This is a genomic window from Vibrio sp. L85 (genome assembly GCF_963871815.1).
Taxonomy (GTDB): domain Bacteria; phylum Pseudomonadota; class Gammaproteobacteria; order Enterobacterales; family Vibrionaceae; genus Vibrio; species Vibrio harveyi.
In genome coordinates this window covers 282,109-298,472 of record NZ_CAWMYL010000020.1, presented here as the reverse complement: position 1 = coordinate 298,472, position 16,364 = coordinate 282,109, and the positions used below count along the sequence as shown (strand labels likewise).

Sequence of the window (16,364 nt, the reverse complement as noted above, 5' to 3'; positions counted from 1 at the left end):
CTTACTCTTACTTCATCGTAACCTTACCACCAATCATCTTGTAGGCAGGCGTTCCTCTTACTAAGGTGTCTCTTGCAAACTCTTGTTCACAACCAGGGCAAATGCAAGGCGTGTTGGTAAAGTCTTCGACAATACGTTCCTTAAAACATTTAACGAGGGCACCTTTACCGCCCTTGCGGTACTTGAACAGCTGCGCTTTACATTTGGCGCAATATATCTCGACGGTTTTAGTCGGTTGCTTCTTATTCGGTTTCGCCATCTTTCTTTATTTTTGGTTTTACCCATACGTTGCTGAAATCGAACCACCCTAGTGCATTGCATTTGGCGTTTTGTAGCGCACCACTATGGTCTTTGTTTACGCCTAGCCAACAATGGAACATAGGGATCACTTGGCAGCTCTTCACAAGTTGCCTACCTAACTCACGAGCTGGGAAATCGCTGTGTTGACCAGCACGCCATTGATCCACCAGCCCTGCCCAACCAGAGAAATCATATCCAGCACTGAATTTGTCAATGTCACTGTAATCTAACAACCATCCTGCGAGCGCATCGTTACGGTTGGTGGCGATCCCCATTGCTTTGATCCAAATATCCACTTCTTCTGGTGACGGTGGTTGCGTGTCATAACGGATGAACTCAACCTCAACACCATGTGGCTTTAGCAAGGTTTTGATCGCTTTAGCAATAACAGGAAACATTGGGTGCTTCTTTTGGTAAGCGACGCAAATGACTTTCTCTTTCTGAGGTACTTCCCCCGCAGCACTTGGTCTCAGATCGATCCAGCCCGGCTTCAAACCAAAGGCTTGTAACACACCCAGCTCTATGATTTTGTCTTGAGGTACATGAGCATACACCTGGTAACTGTTTAATGTTTGACTAAGAAACTCAGCCCAACGTGGGTCTTTTGCAACACCTGTATTTTTATTCAGTAGTAAGAAGGTGCAACCGGGATCCAGCTCAACCTCGTCAGTAGAGGCTTGTTTATCCATTTGGGGTTTGGTCAAACTTGGGTAAACCATTGACGAATAGGCTTCATCGATCACCCACACCTCTACTTGGTCTAACAGAGGACGTAACCCAAAGTAGCCATCAAACGCAGTCAAAATTAAGCGCTTGTCGTCATTTACTTTAACTTGGAATGGTCCAGTCCCTACTGGCTTTCTATCGAACTCTTCCGAACGCAGCGTGCTCGGTAAGAGTACTTTTGCTTGGGATTCACTCAGAGCAAGTGGTAAGTATTTATCTGGACGAACAAGATGAATATCCACCGTCCAAGGCTCTGGCGACATTACATTTTCGATATGAGAGAAAAGATTCAACTCGCTTAACGCACTAATACTCTCAATGACACAGTCGGTGGTCAGTAATTCACCGTTATGAAAACGAACACCTCGACGTAAATAGAAACGCCAATGAGTGTCTGAAAGCGCTTCCCAATAATGCGCCAAATCCGGTTGGAGGTGTTCATTATCATCCAGTCTAGTTAATCCACTGAATACCTGACGTGCGATATGCTGCTCAGAACGGCGCATCGGCTTTTGAGGGTTTAACATCGCAAGTGGTCGGTAGTACGGCAAACGCACAACTTGCTCACCTTGACGATGTTGGAGACCAAGATAACCTTGAATAACTTGGGTAAGCTTGGCGGCGTCATTATCTAGCGCCTCCAATGCTTGACCAATTTTACCTTCATCTAGATAACGGCGTGCGAGGTTCTCGCTAACATCACTGCGATTACGTTTAAAAATGAGTGTAGAAAGCTTTCCTCGACCAGCGGCAGGATGCCATTCAACCCACCCTTCTTCCTCTAATTTATTGAGGACGATTCGAGCGTTTCGGCGAGTACAGAAAAGTGCATCGGTAATATCTTCGAGTTGAACTTCCGTGTTATTACCAGAGAATTTTTCAAACAGTGTTTCGAATTGAACACGTAAACGAGGGCTACTCATAAAGAGGAAATTTTAGTTTTCATAACGATAAACTAAGTTTCCTCATTTTTTGCAAAAAGTGCAAACCTAGACATGCAAATTATTGAATGTCGATACCAATTTCTTGCGCTAGTTGGCGTAATTGATCTTCATCATCGAGTTTGATCGACCATTTTGTTTCTGCACCATGTGCCAAAACAACGTTTGCACCACGACCAAGTAACTGAATCGCATCGACTTGTGCTTGCATTGTAACCATGCCGCTACCATTGAGTTTAATAACGACTTCTCGCTGCGTTGCGATGATTTTACCAAGAGAAAATTCAATAACCATGTTCGTCTTCTACTCGTTAATGTGACTTTTCTTTTTGGTGTTTCACGGCGATCGTCAGTCGACTGGTGCAAACTAATCGACCTCGTTCATCAGCGATGTCGATTTGCCACACCTGAGTTGAGACACCGAGATGAACGGGCTTTGCAGTGCCAATGACATAGCCGCTGCGCATTGCACGGACGTGGTTAGCATTAATATCTAATCCAACGCAATAACTGCCTTCTCCAACACAAAAGTTTGCAGCGAGCGAGCCTAAAGTCTCTGCCAAGACGACAGACGCACCACCATGAAGCATACCCAGTGGCTGATGTGTAAAACTGCAAACAGGCATGGTTGCTGATAACGAATCATCAGTAAAATCGGTGTAAACGATTTGCAGATGCTCCATCATGGTGTTTTTTGATGTGGCGTTAAGAATGTCCAAGTCGATTGGCTTTTTCCAGATACTCATTTGTTCGCTCTTATCTCATCCAGTATTGCACTGGTGCTCAGTCTTTAAAAGTGCGTCTAGCATAGACCTGAATGCATCGCTACTTCAAGGCGCAACGCCTCACATAATGTGATTTATGTATTCCCAAATAACCTAGAGATACGTCGTTAAGCGAGAATGGCTTAAAGTTTCTTTACTAAGCGTTATACTATTGGTACAAAACAGAAAAAATACTTATGGACCCCATTATGAGAACATGGATTAAAGCCTCAATTCTTATGACCGCTGCTGGCTTAACAGCATGTAGCGCTTCACCGACAGGTCGAAACCAAATCTTGATGTTTTCCGACCAAGAGATGTCTTCTCTCGGTGCCAAATCTTTCGAGCAAATGAAGAAAGAAATACCGATTAGCAAAGACAAAAAGACCAACGCTTATGTTCAATGCGTGGCGAAGCAAATCACAGACACTATCCCTCCTCAGCCGGGCTTTAAAGATTGGGAAGTGGTGGTTTTTGATAGTGACCAAGTCAACGCCTTCGCCCTTCCTGGAGGGAAGATTGGTGTATACACGGGCTTATTGAAAGTGGCGAAGAACCAAGATCAGCTAGCGACCGTAATTGGTCACGAGGTTGCACACGTACTTGCTGACCACAGTAATGAGCGTCTGTCTCAAAGCCAATTAGCAAATGCTGGATTGTCTCTAGCCAATGTCGCAATTGGTGCATCTGAATATAAACAATACCAACAAATGACAATGGCAGCGCTTGGTGTTGGCGTGCAATATGGGGTAATTTTACCTTACGGTCGTACGCAAGAGTCCGAAGCAGATATCGTGGGTTTAGGGTACATGGCGAAAGCAGGTTTCGATCCAAATCAAAGCGTCGATCTTTGGAAAAATATGAGCGCGGCTGGTGGCGCCCAACCGCCAGAATTTTTCTCTACTCACCCATCACACAGCACGCGTATTCGTGATTTGCAGGCGACGATTAAAACGCTGCCTGCTTCAAACGTAAAAGCACCGAAATGTGGTTAAATTGCTTAGCCAATCTAGTGTAAGCAGCTTACTACTCTCTAGCTCGCTTTCTCAAACGAGTTAAACGAGCAAATAGAAGTCAAAAAGAAAGCTCCATTGGGAGCTTTCTTTTTTATTTAATGCGCATTAGCCCTTTACGTACCAAGGATTTGCAGTGGCAGGCTTAACAGGCTGTCGCCAAGACCCGCAAAATACCAAATGATAGCGATGAAGCCTCCAATGGACACTAGATACCAAGCGAAAGAGAAAAGCTGCCCATATCGAGTTAAAGGCAACAAATGACTATGGTGTCTTGTGCGCCACTCCACCACAACTTCCAACATCCCCATGATGAGCAAGAATCCCAACAACGTTAAACCGAATGCGTAGCTAATATAGATACCCAATACTGCAGTCGCGACACTACCGGCTAGACCAATCCATGAGTTCATGGAGAAAGTAATACTCTTCAGTACATGTCCACCGTCTAGAGGTAAAATCGGCAATAGGTTAAAGAGGTTTAGTAAGGCGTTAAATACCGCAAGGCCGGCAAAGATCATCTCTCCCGTCACCCAGTACAAAATTGTAAATACAATACTCAACACCAATCCAAAGAAAGGTCCCATGATCGAGATAACAACGTCTTGCCAGCGTGTATTGATCTTTTCATCGCTTAGCGCCAACCCGCCCAAAAAAGGAATGAGATATATCCCCTTCGTTTTCATACCGAAGTATTTCATTGCACGGATGTGCCCGTATTCGTGAAAGACCAGGCATGCAACAAGCGCAAGCGCGAACTCTATCGAGAACAACCATGAGTAGGCAGCTAAACTCGCAGACGCTAACGCAACCTTAATCACTTTCGCACTCTTAAGCGCTTTCATTCCCAGCGACACAAGACCAATGATGCTAAAGCGCTTTTCTGTTGGTGGCGGCTCAACTGGAACTTGTTGCTCAATATCCTTTTCATTGCGAGTTCCTGCAGCCACAAGAGCCTCATTAACCGTAGCTTGATATTTGAAGTCAAAAGGTTGCCAATTTAACTCACAGCTCAGTTGGCAGTTCAATACCTGCTCTCCAGAAGAAAGTTTGAATTGATGTTGCGTCTTGCCGGAATCATCATCACTAGCATCAATTTGTGATACCAGAGTGTTATCCCAAAACAGTTGTTGCCAACCCGCCATAGAACCTTCCAGCCTAAGCGATTTCCCCAAAAATTCGATGTGTAGTAATTCCAACGCGATTTCCAATGCGATAAACACAAAGTGGGAATTATGCCTGTAATGGAATAGAACGCAAAGCATGTTAACAACAGGTGTTTGGTTAGCGATTAACCATAAGATTTACAAAACAAGTCTGGTCGTACCATTTGCTATAAAAATATCACCATAATACATGACCTTATTAATTGCTGTTTGACCTATGCATCAAATTTAAAACGCAATATACGTCTAATCTTTGACAAGATAATAAACATACAATTAACATTATATTTACATTGCAGTTGTAATTCTAACCGACAGCAACTGGTGTAAAAGGCATACAACAAATACAAAGACTTCGGTCTAACATAATGACACCCTAGGAGGGTCAAGGATGAACAAGAAGCACTGCTCTCTGCTTACAATTTCAATATTGTTTGCGTGTAATGCCCAATCTGCGGGCTTTCAGGTCGCTGAACACTCGGCATCTGGTCTTGGTAGAGCATTTTCAGGTGAAGGCGCGGTTGCGGATAACGCAAGCGTTTTAGCGCGTAACCCGGCTGCGATGACACTTTTTAAAGAAGCTCAGTTTTCAGGTGCGCTATCCATCGTCGATCCTGAAGTTAACGTCTACGACACTTACCATAAAGAACATGCAAAAGACGTAGCTCCGCTGCAAATCGTTCCTGCTGGCTACTACATTAGCCCTATTAACGATCAATGGGCTTGGGGTCTTGGTATGTTCACAACCTACGGTGTTGCCACTGACTACCCGAATGATATCTCTGCCGGTGATATGGCAGGCGATACTTCTTTGCTGTCTGTAAATATCAACCCAAACATTGCTTACCGCATCAATGAACAATTCAGTGTTGGTGGTGGTATTAACCTTGTCTACGCACAAGCGGAATTGACTCGTCATAAAGGTGCCCTAGCTCCCCTATTTGGTCCTGGTAGTAAAAAGTCTGACAACCTAATTGGTATGGAAGGCGATACGTTTGCCTGGGGCTGGAACATCGGTGCGCTATATGAGTACAACGAAAATAACCGCTTTGGTTTCGGCTATCGCTCTAAAGTGGATTTAGACTTCGACAATGGTGAGTTCAGTAGCTATGACTCTGGCATCGCAACAGCACCAAAAGTCGATGGTCGACTACAAATTTCGCTTCCTTCTATCATCGAACTCTCAGCATTCCACCAACTAAACGACAAGTGGGCTATCCACTACGGTTGGCAGCAAACAGATTGGAGCACATTTAAAGAACTAAAAGCGACGAGCCCACAATGTAACGACGGCACCGCTGGTCAATGTTTCTTTAAACCTGAGAAATACGAAGACAATAACCGCTACTCTTTCGGTGGTACATATACTCTGAACAATCAATGGACATTACGCGCTGGTATCGCATTTGACGAACAAGCGGGTAAAGCGACGTTGAGTATTCCTGATAGCGACCGTTTCTGGTACAGCGCGGGGGTGACTTATGTAATGCAAGAAAACTTAAGCTTCGATGCTGGTTTTGCCTTTGTTAAGAGTAAGTCTGGCTCGTTCACTGAAACAAACGCAGCAGATCAAGAGATCACATTTGATTCAGAAGGTACGGCTTACATCAGTGCTGTACAGATGAACTACACCTTCAAATAATCAGGATTAACGGAGTAAACCAATGAAACATACGTTTAAATTATCACTGCTTTGTTCTGCAATCCTACTTGCAGGTTGTGGTGACGACACTTCTAGCTCAGGCACTTTAGATACCGCAACGTTTGAACCTGCGGTTCAGGCACTACTTGACCGTAACACGTCGGTTAGTTTCACGGTTCAAGGTTCGAATGCTGATGTACCAGCGCCTTCTTACTTGCTAATGGATAAAACAGATGGCACGCTCGGTCTGCCGACCGGTGGTGATGATGCGCTAACCAACCCTCGCGCCGCCATGAACACCATGGATGGTTGGTCAACATCAATGCCAATCGTTCTGAATTTCAACGGTGCAGGCTTCGCTGATGGTCTAGTAACGTCGGGTATTAGCGTTATTAAGCTAAATCAACGCATCACCGATTGGGATGGTAAGACAAACCCAATCGAAAAAGTTTTAAAGATCCAAGATGGCGCAACTGCTGATGCAGACTTCCAAGTCGTATCAAGTGGTAAGAGTCTTTACATCCAATTCGCAGACTCATTCGATGAATCAAGCGAATACATTTTTGCAGTAACTCAAGCAGTAAAAGATGTAAATGGCGACGCAATCGGTACATCCGGTAGTTACGCGACGGCAAAATCGAAAGAAGTCGTATACGAATCTGGTGATCTTGCTTCTCTACAAGCTGCAACAACGGCGGTTGAAGGAATCTTTGGTCTTGCTACTCAATCTGGCTTACTAAACGTTGTACCTTCAGACATCATCTACTCATCATGGTTTAGCACACAGTCGGTAGGTGACACACTTGCAGCAGTGAAAGGCGTAACCGCAACCGGTTTTGCTACCGGAGCAAACACGCTCAACACGGTTTACAAGAATGACACTAACCCAGGTTCGGTCGACCTTGCGACTGCATACACGATGTCATTGGGTGCGACTCAAGACTTCATTACTGCGTTAGACGCAGATGAAGACTTCAACAAATACATCAGTGACTTAGACTCAACAAAGACCGCAATAAAAGGGCTTTACGCGAATGCCGGTGTTTCAGTCAACGTAACTCAGGGTGTGGTGAGACTACCTTACTATCTAGAGAAAGGTGCTGACTGGAACATGCAGCCAATGGTTTCAGCAATGCCAAGCCTTGTGAAACTGCAAGCCGCCTTATCAAACAAAGATGAACAAGCAGGCATAATTCAGCAGTTGTCTAGTGGTGAATTTGCAAATGACCCTGTTGATGTGAGCAAGCTCGCTACTGATCCTACTGAGCAGCTAAAGCTTGTTGGCGCCAATCTAAAACTATCTGACGGCACTCCACTGGATAGTGACCGAGTGATCACTCGATACTCACCAGTGCCAGCGGTTAAGTCTCTAGAAGATGTCGAGTTCCTGTTGTTCACTCCAGAAACTGGCACGCCGACCAACGTTGTGATTTATCAACATGGTATTACTTCAGCAAAAGAAAATGCTTACGCTTTTGCCTTTAACATGGTTAAAGCTGGCGTAGCGGTGATCGCTATCGACTTACCAATTCATGGCACTCGTAGCTTGGATGACCAACGTTCTGCAAATTCAAACGTGTTAGCATATTTGAACTTGTCTAACTTGGCAGTAGCGCGTGATAACCTTCGCCAAAGTGTCCTTGACGTATTAGGTCTTCGCGCAAGTCTTGTGGTTTCTGCTCAAGCGGGTCTTCTTGCGAATAGCCCACTTAAAGGGTTTAACCCAGCAACTGGCTCAAAAGTTAAGATGCTTGGTCACTCATTAGGAGGCATCGTTGGTACGTCAGCCGTTGCAGCGGCAAACAACTCTCTGGGCTCAGTATCAGCAGATGCGTTGTACAACTTCAGTAGTGCATCTATCCAAAACTCTGGTGGTCAAATCGGTAACTTACTGCTTGGCTCTTCCAACTTTGGTCCGCAAATCAAACATAACCTAGCGTACGCGGCGTCCGCAGACTATGCGAGTTATGCAGATGCATCTTGTGCAGAACTTAGCGATAAAGTGTGTTACGAAACGTTTGAGAAAGGCGCAAGCCCTGAAGCTCTGGCTCAATTAAACGCTGGTTTCTCTAGCTTTATCTATGCTGCGCAAACAACACTTGATACCGTTGACCCGTTCACAAATGCTGCTGATCTTATGAAGACTGGTTCGTTATCAACACCATTCTTCATGACAGAAGTAGATGGTGATGCAACCGTTCCAAACAACGTACCTAATGCGCCATTTGCAGGTACCGAGCCACTTGCGAAGAAGCTAGGCTTGAAAACGGTTAACAGCTCAGACACTGCTGTGAATGCAACAGCAAGCTTCGTCCAATTTAACGCAACGGCATCACACAGCACGTTTGCCTCTCCGGCAGGTACGTTGGCAGACCTTCCTCACCACGCAGAAATGCAGGCTGAGAATGCTGATTTTGTAGTGGATGATGCACTAAGCAAAGTAAGTAATGCGACAGTACTAAAATAATCTTGTACATCCCCTCAAAGCCCAGTTTCTACTGGGCTTTTTTGTTTCTATGCCTTTCAGATCCACTCATAGTTTCCTCTGCTATAGTTAAAACGATGTCTTTGTCTAACTCACTTGTTTGAAAAGGAAAACTCTATGCGCGTATTGACCGTGATTGCCACTGCACTACTTCTTGCCGCTTGCGGCAGCAGCCAATATCTTATGTCAACGAATGAAGGGAAAATCATCACCTCGTATGGCAAACCAGATCTCAATGAAGATACTGGCATGTACGAGTATGAAGACGTGGATGGCAAAGAAATGAGTATCTCACAAGACCAAATCGTACAAATTATCGAACGTTAGATCCTTTGCCTCCTGTCAAGTCAGGGGGCATTTTCAATCAATCTCCCTACCATCGATAATATTCATCAATGCAACTGATTCATCATTCAAAACAATCAACACCCTTATTTATATTCTAGATATTATTTGTTTAGCCAATATTTTACATCTTCACTCCTTTCAGGTTGGAATATTGTAAAATCTCGCCTTTAATTCTCTAACACCCTTTTATTTCTCAGGATAAAGTGGATAATACCGCCACCAAAAAACATTACTAAGGTGAGTCCTTATGTCTATCGAAGCTACTCTGCTTGCTCGCTGCGAGTCAAAATGTGAACTGTGTTCTTCTGAAACTCAACTAACTGCTTACGCTGTGCCACCACACGGCAACGTAACGGTTGATACTGCTATCATGGTTTGTGATAAGTGTCATGGTGAGATCGAAGACCCTAAAGACATTAACCACTGGCGCTGCTTGAACGACAGCATGTGGAGTCAGGTTCCTGCAGTACAAGTAACTGCATGGCGCCAACTTACTCGCCTAAACACAGAAAGCTGGGCTCAAGATGCTCTTGACATGATGTACATGGAAGAAGAGCAAATGAACTGGGCAATGAAAGGTATGTCTGCTGACGATAAAACTGTTGACTGCAACGGCACTGAACTTAAGAAAGGTGACGATGTAACAGTAATCAAAGACCTACCAGTTAAAGGTACAAACCAAGTAATCAAACAAGGTACTGTTATTCGCGGTATCAGCCTTGGTGATGATCCTAAACTTGTTTCAGGTAAGGCAAACGGTGGTCAGTCAATGTACGTGATCGCTGAGTACTGCCGTAAGAAGTAATCCCAACATTACTTTCGAATTGAACGGGGTTCCAGTTGGAATCCCGTTTTCGTTTCTGCAGTCCGCACCTTTTGTCTTATCTAGCTCACTACTAATCTACCCACCTACACGACCTATCCTTTTCCGCTCGTCACTTTCGCTCATAGCCATTTTCATTTAAGGTTCAACAAGGAAGAATTAAGATGGACTGTAGTATGAAAAAGTTAACCATCCTTGACGGCGGTATGGGAAGAGAGCTGAAACGCATGGGAGCCCCATTCTCTCAACCACTTTGGAGCGCACAAACACTGATTGAATCGCCAGAATTCGTTTACCAAGCGCATAACAACTTTATCCACGCTGGCGCAGAGATCATCATTGCCAACAGCTACGCTTGTGTACCATTCCATCTGGGACAAGAACTTTACCAACAACAAGGTAGTGAACTAGCACGCTTTGCAGCCCAAATTGCTCGTGAATGTGCAGATAAGTCACCGGAACGCGTTCTAGTAGCTGGTTGTATTCCACCAGCGTTTGGGAGTTATCGACCAGATCTGTTCGAACCCAAATTAGGTGAAATCATTTTCAAGACTTTGTTTGAAGCTCAAGAAGATTATGTAGACCTTTGGCTAGCGGAGACCATATGCAGTTTAGAGGAGCTAAAGTGTTTACAAAGAGTCTTCACAAGCAGCACCAAACCTACTGCGTATGCCTTTTCTTTAAGTGATGACTCATTGGAAACCGCGTTGTTGCGCTCTGGGGAAACCGTTATCCAAGCCATTGAGCATATTGCACAAAGTGCAGACAACACCAATACCATCAGCGTTTACTTTAACTGCTCGGTACCTGAAGTAATGGCAAAAGCGGTCAGTGATACCAAAGCAGTTTTAGACCAACACAAGCTAGATATTGAAATTGGGGTTTACGCGAACAACTTCACCGCAATCAAATCTAATCACGAAGCCAACAGCGCATTACAAGCGATGCGAGAACTCTCACCAAAAGAGTACTTAACTTTTGCACAAAAATGGCATCGGTGCGGGGCAACCATTATAGGTGGGTGCTGCGGTATTGGACCAGAACACATCAAAGCGCTTTCGGATTGGAAGGCATCCCTCTAGTTCATTTATCGAATCTCACCCGCGACAGTCTGCACACGATTAAAAGTCCCTGGCTCAGTCACCCACGCCGCAACAGCATCAATGTTGTTGATGGGCTGATTGAGCTTAAACGTCCACTCTCCACTCTTTGAGCGACCTTGTTGTTTCTCCAATGCAACGAAATCATGCTCTAGTACTTTCCCTCGGTTTTCACCGCGCTTAACTGATGTAGTTTCATTACTTGAGAGAAACACAATCGTTGCGTCATACGAGCCTTTCTCTTCAAACCGTAAAGAGAATTGGTTGCCAGAGCGCTCTAGTGTCAATGATTGGGCTTTTACGTTGTCGTTGCTGGGTAATACGCGCTTGCGCCAATTAAAAAAGCCGCGCCATTCTTCACTATCAACGACAAATGCTGGAGTATAGACACTCCCTACCGCGCCATAAGCGCGATACAAACGTTGCAGCTGAGAGAATTCAGGCTTTGCAAATTTGTCTTTCCAACCAAGATAGTCCCAATAATCAACGTGGTATGCGACAGGAATGTACTTTTCCCACAAATCAGGGTTGGATTGAAACGTAGAAAGGTATTTGTCTGCAGGTGGGCAACTTGAACAGCCTTCTGAAGTAAATAGCTCTATCACTTGTGCGGGCTGTCCTTCATGAACCCAACTTTGTGATGCAGAAAGACTGGTAATAGCAGCAAGTGCAATCGCGTTAATCATAGGCAGCTCCTTTTCTTTGATACTGACTATGACCGTACGAGCAAGAGATAGCTTTCAATGCGGTCTTAGGTGTAGCGATTTCAGATACAAAAATGCCGGCGATTAAGCCGGCATTTCGAATTCGCTTTCCATTCAGATTAACGGTACATACCGATGTCTTTCTGAATGTGTGCAGATAGGTCTTCTGCGTAGTAACTGCGAGGTGCAGAGTTGTCTACGAAAAGAATATCCAGTAAGTGAGCAATCAATCCTTTGAAGTTAACCGCGTAGGTCTTCTTATCCATAGAGGTTGGTAAAGCTACATTTGTCATTTGCATTGCTTGTGCCATGATTGCCTCTCTATAAAGCAGTAATTTATTTTGTTGGTTGTATATTAGTCATTTTTTCTTTGAGCAAAAAATGACAAAATTTGGTTATTCAGATTAGTTTTTCTTATAAAACAATTCCGTTACAAACCATAAGAATACAAAATCCAACTAACCGCATACTTATTCAACAAAGCGAATCTTTAGTTGAATAACTTGGATTTACACAGGTAAATCCAAGTTTATTTGCAACATTTAATTAACCAAATATTCTTTTAAAGGATTTTGAATTTACAAAATACTTAAGAGTTTTGATTAGTAATTTTAACGCTAGAGCTATTGGTTTCTTTGTTCTTATAGATAGAAGCAATAACCGCTGTCGTCATCACTGTCACTAGGAAAGTTAATGACCAAACCGTTGGGATTTCGTATTGCGTACCAACCAGTAGCATCTTCACACCAATGAACATCATGATCACTGACAGCGCTGGTTTTAGGTACACAAACTTGTCCAACATTGCTTGCAGTACAAAGTACAGAGAACGTAAACCAAGCAGAGCGAACACGTTAGCTGCTAATACCAAGAACGGTTCACGCGTTACCGCAAAGATTGCAGGGATCGAATCCAGTGCGAACATCACGTCCATCACTGCAATCACACCAACAACGATCAGCATTGGCGTTGCAACCCACTTACCTGCTTGTTTCAAGATCAAGTGGTTACCTTGATACTCTTCTGTCACTGGTAAGAATTTACGAATGAACTGCTCAGGGTATGGGTTCACCTCTTCTTCTTCGCCTTTATCTCGCGCCAGTTTAATACCAGTCCAAATTAGGAATGCTGCGAATAGGTAAAGCACCCAATGGTATTGAGCAAGTAATTGAGCACCTACTGCGATCATGATTGCACGTAGAACTAACGCACCAATCACACCCCACAATAGAGCGCGTGGACGCAAATGCTCTGGCACCTTGTATTGCGCAAAGATGATTGCGAACACAAACAAGTTATCGACACTTAACGATTTCTCAAGCAAGTAACCAGTTAAGAATGATATGGTCGCTTTTTCGTGTGTATAAACGCTATGAGGCGCGTAATAATCCCAGAAGAAATAGATAGAGCCTGCAAAGACAAACGCTAATAAGAACCAGAATACGCTCCAACCAATTGCTTTTTTCATGGTAATTACGCCGCCACGAGTCTGATAGATATCGAGGGCGACTAAAACCAAAGTAAATAGACCGAATGCACCGTACATTGTCAGTGATTCTTGTAGTGGAACAGACTGGGATAATTGGGTGGTATTTTCGATAAGAGACATGCTTCCTCCCACGCGGAAGGACATTATTCGGGCTGACCTTCCGCAAACAATACAAACCAGCAGTCACATTACCCATGTGTCTGCTAGCCAATGAATGCGTTGGTCTCGTTGAAGTGATCACGTGATGAATCAAGTGACACCTTTATTTACCGGATAAGCTGATGCTTAACGAGATGACGATAAATAAACTTGCGCTAACTACTCCCCAAACGCCGCCATCATACCCCTGCTTGCGTCGATCTCCAACAAAAAATCGTTATCGATAAAAACAAAGTATTTTGTGAAGAATGTTTATCAACATCATGAATTCAAGCCGGTTCAGATACAAAAAAGGAGCACTTATGCGCCCCTCATTTGTTGAATAGTCGATCTTTAAAAACCAGTTAGCGGTACAAAGTAAACCAGTGTTGACCAAACTGCGACCCAAGCAACGACAACCGCTGCGTCAGCCCAATCTTTTTTCCACATACTCTCGTCCCTCTTCATCGCATGTGCATTAGGGAGTGAGCAAAAAAGATACCAATAACGGTTATTGATTCTTCTGCGAGTAAAGTTTGTGACTTTGGTTCAAACAGTTTGGTTCATCCGTTAGTAGTTCAACAAAGCAATCTGCCATGGAAAGATTACTGACAAAGCCTTCACCTTTCATATCCAGCAACGCTTCATAACCTTCTTTACCTTTCATAGTATAAGCAGACGAAGTACCACGGTACCAAACCTCTTCTTCCATCTCACACCAACGCTTACCATCAAAAATTTCTAGGTTTTTAATGCGTTGTCCTTTTGGCGCATCGGCTTGATATTCAAAGTTCAAATTATGTGTGTATGGGTAGCTACCAGAACCAGTACCTTCAACACCATTGTTAAGTGCATTATTGATCGCGCCTTCCAATGCTAAACGAACAACTTTGCCTTGCACGTCATAAAAACCGATAGGAACGGCAAATGGCAACAATCGTCCGGCAACGTCTGCCACGGTAATATTTCCCGGATTGAGAGAAGTACGCACACCTCCCGCATTATGAATGGCAAACTGAACCTTGTGCCCACGCTTGTTAAGCGCATACAAGAATGAATGCGCTACTGCTGGAGCAAGTTCGCTTCCGCCAAATTCGTCAGGAATACGTACATGGCGCTTCTTCTCTGCCACATTTGCAATTACTTGTGATTGAAGCTTACGCACTCTTGGGATGTACTTATCATTTAAGATCGCTTGTGTCTCTGGGTGCTTTTTACAAACAACTACGTTTGGTTGACCATGAATAAAGTCACATGCTTCTTCAAACACACCTTGGTCAAGCTGCTCATTTAGTGTCGAATCCCAGAAAATGCGTCTTCCGAGTAGCAATTCATTTTGACCACTTAACATGGTCGCGGTGCCATTTTCATCAAATTCAAGAACACAATGCCCCATGGTTAATGCGTGATAACCAGCTTGAACGACATAAGTATCGTTTACCTTGACGCCATATGGGTCATCTTCGCCTAAACCAATAGCGGTAAAGTTACCTTGTAACCTATGGCTGTGACCACCGACTATGATGCCAATGCCATCCACTTGAGCTGCAAGATCGAGATCCCCTTCATAACCTAAGTGGCTCAAAAGGATGATGTTTTTAATACCCGCTTGGTGGATGTTTTCAACAGTATGTTTTGCTGTTTCTATTGCAGAGATAAATGGTGTGTCGGCATCTGGGTTGGCAATATCGCTCATCTTGTCGATAGACAAACCAAAGATGGCAACTTTCTCTCCGTGAAATTCTTTCACCAGATATTGCGCGCTTTGAGTCTCAGTGTCGAAGCTCAATACGTTATCGCAATCGCCCATGCGGTGATCTTTAGTTGGCAATTCATTGGATAAGTCCCAGTTACCTGCAAGCAACGGGAAGTTGGTGCGCTGACAAAACAAAGCGACCGGTTCATTACCCATATCAAGTTCATGATTGCCCAGAGCCATCGCATCGATGTTAAGCGCGTTTAATAGGTCGGCGTTTGCTTTGCCTTTGAATAACGAGAAGTACAGAGTGCCCTGAAAACAGTCGCCAGCGTGTAAAAACAACATGCCCTGACCTTGACGTTGGGCATCATCACGAAGCTGTTCTACGCGTGTTGCGATACGTGAAAACCCACCAGCGCTCACGTAAGGCTCTAGTGTGCGTTCGTTATCAATATTGAGTTTTAGCTGTAATGACGTTGGCTCAAAGTAGGAATGAGTGTCATTGATGTGTGCCAGTTTGATTCTGACTGGCTTATGATTTTTATTCATTGTCATCTTCTCTCTTTTCATTCCGAAATGCCCAAGTGACCTCAAGACGCAGTATTCAGAGCGATGTCACTGATTTAAGTTCAAGGAAAACGATGCAGCGTAATAGTCATCTATTTCCCAATTGTTTGACAAAGAAATTGAATCAGTGACACGCTCCCTTCGGGCGAGTTGACTTGGTTTGTATACGTTGTTAACGCTTTTTAACTTAGGGTCACTAGGTTTTCAAATCGTTGCCTAGTCTACAAACCAAGTCATTCTCGCTGAACTAAGCATCTCGAGGTTACTTGGACATCATTATTAGAACTGAATCATGACAGAATCATGAATTTTATGAAACAGAGAAATTGTCATTTCATTTTTACGTGATCAAGATTCATCTTGCGTACAAGTTTGAAAGTGACTTTACGCCTAAACGGTCTCTATTCATAGGATGAATGCTCTTAAATTTGTGAACTGAGCTTAACTTGCCATGATCAA

General features: G+C 43.9%; 15 protein-coding genes. 6 read left to right on the top strand and 9 right to left on the bottom strand.

Annotation, left to right across the window (positions count from 1 at the left end):
• Positions 1-7 precede the first annotated feature (7 nt).
• From AACR11_RS04590 to AACR11_RS04575, 4 genes are all read right to left on the bottom strand, one after another.
• Complete coding sequence (locus AACR11_RS04590; protein WP_005451762.1) at positions 8-259, bottom strand: hypothetical protein; 252 nt, start codon at positions 257-259, stop codon at positions 8-10.
• Positions 243-1,949 (bottom strand): SgrR family transcriptional regulator, encoded by a 1,707-nt coding sequence (locus tag AACR11_RS04585; RefSeq protein ID WP_079325569.1) that lies wholly within the window; start codon positions 1,947-1,949, stop codon positions 243-245. Before AACR11_RS04585 ends, AACR11_RS04590 begins: the two co-directional genes overlap by 17 nt.
• 79 nt (positions 1,950-2,028) lie before the next feature.
• The gene (locus AACR11_RS04580; protein ID WP_005451760.1) at positions 2,029-2,262 is read right to left on the bottom strand and encodes a DUF3389 domain-containing protein; all 234 of its coding nucleotides are present in this window, start codon (positions 2,260-2,262) and stop codon (positions 2,029-2,031) included.
• Positions 2,263-2,278: 16 nt separating this feature from the next.
• Complete coding sequence (locus AACR11_RS04575) at positions 2,279-2,713, bottom strand: hotdog fold thioesterase (RefSeq protein ID WP_009701824.1); 435 nt, start codon at positions 2,711-2,713, stop codon at positions 2,279-2,281.
• Positions 2,714-2,940: 227 nt separating this feature from the next.
• Here AACR11_RS04575 and AACR11_RS04570 point away from each other — a divergent pair, with 227 nt between their 5' ends.
• On the top strand, positions 2,941-3,726 hold the full coding sequence (locus AACR11_RS04570) for a M48 family metallopeptidase (RefSeq protein ID WP_029789356.1): 786 nt from the start codon (positions 2,941-2,943) through the stop codon (positions 3,724-3,726).
• A gap of 134 nt (positions 3,727-3,860) precedes the next feature.
• Here AACR11_RS04570 and AACR11_RS04565 read toward each other — a convergent pair whose 3' ends face one another.
• Positions 3,861-4,889, bottom strand: a complete 1,029-nt coding sequence (locus AACR11_RS04565; protein ID WP_050582042.1) for a site-2 protease family protein — start codon at positions 4,887-4,889, stop codon at positions 3,861-3,863.
• Between the two features lie 412 nt (positions 4,890-5,301).
• Between AACR11_RS04565 and AACR11_RS04560 the strand changes: the two genes are divergently transcribed.
• From AACR11_RS04560 to AACR11_RS04540, 5 genes are all read left to right on the top strand, one after another.
• Positions 5,302-6,552 carry an outer membrane protein transport protein gene (locus AACR11_RS04560; protein WP_005451753.1) on the top strand — a complete coding sequence of 417 codons (1,251 nt, stop codon included), beginning with the start codon at positions 5,302-5,304 and terminating at the stop codon, positions 6,550-6,552.
• A 22-nt stretch (positions 6,553-6,574) separates the two neighbouring features.
• A complete protein-coding gene (locus AACR11_RS04555; RefSeq protein ID WP_029789358.1) occupies positions 6,575-9,019 on the top strand; it encodes a VolA/Pla-1 family phospholipase in 2,445 nt (814 codons plus the stop codon).
• Between the two features lie 135 nt (positions 9,020-9,154).
• The gene (locus AACR11_RS04550; RefSeq protein ID WP_005451749.1) at positions 9,155-9,364 is read left to right on the top strand and encodes a YgdI/YgdR family lipoprotein; all 210 of its coding nucleotides are present in this window, start codon (positions 9,155-9,157) and stop codon (positions 9,362-9,364) included.
• 268 nt (positions 9,365-9,632) lie between these two features.
• The gene (locus AACR11_RS04545) at positions 9,633-10,190 is read left to right on the top strand and encodes a PhnA domain-containing protein (RefSeq protein ID WP_005451748.1); all 558 of its coding nucleotides are present in this window, start codon (positions 9,633-9,635) and stop codon (positions 10,188-10,190) included.
• Positions 10,191-10,384: 194 nt separating this feature from the next.
• Entirely contained in the window at positions 10,385-11,290 is a 906-nt protein-coding gene (locus AACR11_RS04540; RefSeq protein ID WP_033001381.1) for a homocysteine S-methyltransferase family protein, read from the top strand.
• Positions 11,291-11,295: 5 nt separating this feature from the next.
• On the opposite strand, the gene AACR11_RS04535 is transcribed toward AACR11_RS04540, so the two are convergent.
• The 4 genes from AACR11_RS04535 to AACR11_RS04520 form a co-directional block, all read right to left on the bottom strand.
• The gene (locus AACR11_RS04535) at positions 11,296-11,994 is read right to left on the bottom strand and encodes a DUF1223 domain-containing protein (protein WP_079325565.1); all 699 of its coding nucleotides are present in this window, start codon (positions 11,992-11,994) and stop codon (positions 11,296-11,298) included.
• Between the two features lie 137 nt (positions 11,995-12,131).
• Entirely contained in the window at positions 12,132-12,323 is a 192-nt protein-coding gene (locus tag AACR11_RS04530; RefSeq protein WP_005451745.1) for a hypothetical protein, read from the bottom strand.
• 278 nt (positions 12,324-12,601) lie between these two features.
• The gene (locus AACR11_RS04525; RefSeq protein ID WP_017819595.1) at positions 12,602-13,621 is read right to left on the bottom strand and encodes a TerC family protein; all 1,020 of its coding nucleotides are present in this window, start codon (positions 13,619-13,621) and stop codon (positions 12,602-12,604) included.
• Positions 13,622-14,150: 529 nt separating this feature from the next.
• On the bottom strand, positions 14,151-15,893 hold the full coding sequence (locus AACR11_RS04520) for a bifunctional metallophosphatase/5'-nucleotidase (RefSeq protein WP_029789361.1): 1,743 nt from the start codon (positions 15,891-15,893) through the stop codon (positions 14,151-14,153).
• Between the last annotated feature and the right edge of the window lie 471 nt (positions 15,894-16,364).

Coding starts and splice junctions, on each gene's coding strand:
- AACR11_RS04525 (WP_017819595.1), bottom strand. CDS start 13,621: ATGTCTCTTATCGAAAATACCACCCAATTATCCCAGTCTGTTCCACTA.
- AACR11_RS04530 (WP_005451745.1), bottom strand. CDS start 12,323: ATGGCACAAGCAATGCAAATGACAAATGTAGCTTTACCAACCTCTATG.
- AACR11_RS04575 (WP_009701824.1), bottom strand. CDS start 2,713: ATGAGTATCTGGAAAAAGCCAATCGACTTGGACATTCTTAACGCCACA.
- AACR11_RS04585 (WP_079325569.1), bottom strand. CDS start 1,949: ATGAGTAGCCCTCGTTTACGTGTTCAATTCGAAACACTGTTTGAAAAA.
- AACR11_RS04540 (WP_033001381.1), top strand. CDS start 10,385: ATGAAAAAGTTAACCATCCTTGACGGCGGTATGGGAAGAGAGCTGAAA.
- AACR11_RS04560 (WP_005451753.1), top strand. CDS start 5,302: ATGAACAAGAAGCACTGCTCTCTGCTTACAATTTCAATATTGTTTGCG.
- AACR11_RS04590 (WP_005451762.1), bottom strand. CDS start 259: ATGGCGAAACCGAATAAGAAGCAACCGACTAAAACCGTCGAGATATAT.
- AACR11_RS04580 (WP_005451760.1), bottom strand. CDS start 2,262: ATGGTTATTGAATTTTCTCTTGGTAAAATCATCGCAACGCAGCGAGAA.
- AACR11_RS04545 (WP_005451748.1), top strand. CDS start 9,633: ATGTCTATCGAAGCTACTCTGCTTGCTCGCTGCGAGTCAAAATGTGAA.
- AACR11_RS04550 (WP_005451749.1), top strand. CDS start 9,155: ATGCGCGTATTGACCGTGATTGCCACTGCACTACTTCTTGCCGCTTGC.
- AACR11_RS04565 (WP_050582042.1), bottom strand. CDS start 4,889: ATGGCGGGTTGGCAACAACTGTTTTGGGATAACACTCTGGTATCACAA.
- AACR11_RS04555 (WP_029789358.1), top strand. CDS start 6,575: ATGAAACATACGTTTAAATTATCACTGCTTTGTTCTGCAATCCTACTT.
- AACR11_RS04520 (WP_029789361.1), bottom strand. CDS start 15,893: ATGACAATGAATAAAAATCATAAGCCAGTCAGAATCAAACTGGCACAC.
- AACR11_RS04570 (WP_029789356.1), top strand. CDS start 2,941: ATGAGAACATGGATTAAAGCCTCAATTCTTATGACCGCTGCTGGCTTA.
- AACR11_RS04535 (WP_079325565.1), bottom strand. CDS start 11,994: ATGATTAACGCGATTGCACTTGCTGCTATTACCAGTCTTTCTGCATCA.